At 65.8% G+C, this 2617-nt stretch carries 4 protein-coding genes; 2 read left to right on the plus strand and 2 right to left on the minus strand.

The genetic code is table 11. The features are described from left to right. On the plus strand, positions 1-783 hold a 783-nt coding region (locus tag LQV45_RS25075), incomplete at its 5' end, for an SDR family oxidoreductase (protein ID WP_230009333.1). 111 nt (positions 784-894) lie between these two features. Here the strand turns inward: LQV45_RS25075 and LQV45_RS25080 are convergent. Both LQV45_RS25080 and LQV45_RS25085 read right to left on the minus strand, forming a co-directional pair. After that, positions 895-1755 carry a 3-hydroxyacyl-CoA dehydrogenase gene (locus LQV45_RS25080; RefSeq protein ID WP_230009334.1) on the minus strand — a complete coding sequence of 287 codons (861 nt, stop codon included), beginning with the start codon at positions 1753-1755 and terminating at the stop codon, positions 895-897. 26 nt (positions 1756-1781) lie between these two features. Then, positions 1782-2414, minus strand: a complete 633-nt coding sequence (locus LQV45_RS25085; protein ID WP_230009336.1) for a TetR/AcrR family transcriptional regulator — start codon at positions 2412-2414, stop codon at positions 1782-1784. Positions 2415-2483: 69 nt separating this feature from the next. Between LQV45_RS25085 and LQV45_RS25090 the strand changes: the two genes are divergently transcribed. Next, positions 2484-2617 (plus strand): NAD(P)-binding protein (locus LQV45_RS25090; RefSeq protein ID WP_230009337.1); only part of this gene is annotated, 134 nt, incomplete at its 3' end.

Raw genomic sequence — 2617 nt, forward strand, 5'->3', positions numbered from 1 at the left:
GGGTTGGCCATGGCCCGGTTGCTGGGGCATCAGGGGGCGACGGTGGTGCTGGCGTCCAGGTCGGACGCCGACGTCGCGGCCGCCGTCGAGCGGCTGCACGCGGAAGGGATCGTGGCATCCGGGCGTCACTGCGACACCGGTGAACTGGCCGACGTCGAGGCCCTGCGCGACGAGGCCCTTAGCCGCGGGACGCTCGACATCTGGGTCAACAACGCCGGAGCTTCCGGCGTCTTCGGGCCGACGGCCTCCACGCCGGTCGAGGACTTCACGCAAGTGGTGCGCACGAACATCCTCGGCACGTTCCACGGGTCGAGGGTGGCGTTGCCGGTGTTCATCGGCCAAGGTCGCGGCGACCTCGTCAACGTGTACGGCCACGGCGACCAGGGGCCGGTGGCGCTGCAGAACGCGTACGCGTCCAGCAAGCGTTGGGTCCGCCAGTTCACCGAGACGTTGCGGGTGGAGACCAAGGGCACCGGCGTCCGGGTGCACGGCATGAATCCGGGCCTGGTGATCACGGACATGCTGGGGCACGTCACGTCCCAGCCCGGGTACGAGCATCGACTGGGCGGGCTGCAGGTCGTCGTCGGGCTGTGGGGGCAGACCCCTGACGACGCCGCGCGGCCGCTGCTGGACCTGGTAACGTCGGACGCCGCCGAGTTCCGGTATCTGACCAAGACGACCATGGTGACCCGCGGCGTGCGCAACGTGCTGGCCGGACGCCTCCGTCGCGCCAAGCGCATGCCCCTGGACGTCACCGTCCTGGACACGAACCGCCAGGGCTGACCGGGTCAGTGTAAAAAGCGGTTCCACAGCCACTCCCCCTCCGCTAGACCGTCCGTCAGCACCGTCCGTCAGCACCGTCCGTCAGCACCGTCCGTCAGCCCATGCGAAGACTTAGTAGGTATAGAAACCCTCGCCCGTCTCGACGCCGAGCTTGCCCTGGTCGATGTAGTTGTCCTTGAGGTACCGAGCGAAGGCCTGAGATCCGGGGTCTGGCGATGAGGCGGCAATGTTGTAGGCGGTTCCCAGCCCGACGACGTCGTAGATCTGGAACGGACCGCTCGGCGCTCCGGTGGCAATGCGCCACGTCTTGTCGATCGTTTCCGGGCTGGCGACGCCTTGCAGCAGCAGGCCGGCGGCCGCGTTCAGGAGCGGGACCAGCAGGGAGTTCAGCACGTAGCCGGCCTTCTCCTTCCTGATCTCGATTGGCTCCAGCCCGCTGTTTCGCGCGAAGTCGACGACGGCGTCGAAGACGGCGGGATCGGTTTCGTCGGTGCCCATCACCTCGGCGATGTTCTGCGCCCAGATGTTGTTGGCGTAATGGATGGCGAGGAAGCGGTCGGGACGGCCGGTGGAATCTTTGAGATCACTGGGCAGCAAAGTTGATGAGTTCGTGGCGAAGATGGTCTTGGCGGGGGCCAGTTCTGCGAGCGTGCGGTAGACGTCCCGCTTCACCTCGAGCAGCTCAGGAACGGCCTCGATCACAAGGTCTGCATCGGCGACGGCGTCCCCGAGGTTGGAGGTAAGGCGGAGGTTTTCAAGAGCTGCCTCGGCTTTGCTCTCTCCGGCACCGCCGACGTTGGCCGCCCGGTAGATGCCGACAAGCCGGGCGAAGCGCGCCCGGGCCTTCTCCAGGGCGTCGCCGTCGACGTCGTAGGCGGTGACAGCGAATCCGTGGAAGGCGGCCTGATAGGCGATCTGGGAACCGAGCACTCCGGTGCCGAGCACGGTCAGGGTCTTGATCTGGTGGGGCATGCGGGTTCTTCCTTTCCACCCGGGCGCTAGGAACGGCCGGGGTTGACGGACCCATAGATACTGCGGATCCAGATGGTGGATAACACGTCCAGGGCATGGGACTCCGCGATCGCGGGAATCTCCCGGTTGAGGACGGCGGTGATCACCCGCTCGTTCTTGAGATTGAGGCTTACGGCCAGGTCATGGGCGTCGATGCCGTCCGGCGCGGCCCCTCGGGCTTGCTCCGACGAGATGACATCGCTCGAGAAATCGACCCAGGACTGCATCGATTTGGACCAGAGGGCGCGCACCTCGTCGTTGCGGGCCCGCGCTGCAATCGCCGCGGTGGCGACGCCGCGATGCGCCACGAACACCTCAACGAACATGCCAATGGAGCGCGTCCAGGCTCCCGCGGGGTCACTTTCGAAATTTCGCGGCAACTCACTGACACGGTGCTCTACCTCGGAGATCACCCGGTCCAGAAGGGCCAGCAGCATCTCATCCTTGGACGAGAAGTAGAAGTAGAAGGTGGGGCGCGAGATGCCGGCGCCGCGGGCCAGCTCCTCGATCGAAACGTCGTCGAAGGACCGCTCGCCAAGGAGCGCCTCGGCAGTTGTGAGGATCGCGTCCTGGCGTTCATCCCCCGAGACCCGTGCTGTACGTCTTCCACGTGGAGCCATGCGCCCATCCTAACGCGAGGTATCAACACGGTGTTGACTCTCTCGACTTTAAGTCGATAGCTTGGCGTGATGAGCGCGCACGTGGATGTGTTGATTGTCGGAGCCGGGCTGAGCGGCATAGGTTTCGCGAGCCGGCTGAAACGCGAAACACCAGGGAAGACCTTCGCGATCCTGGAGTCCCGGGGCACGGTGGGCGGCACCTG

This window comes from Microbacterium sp. Bi128 (genome assembly GCF_918698205.1).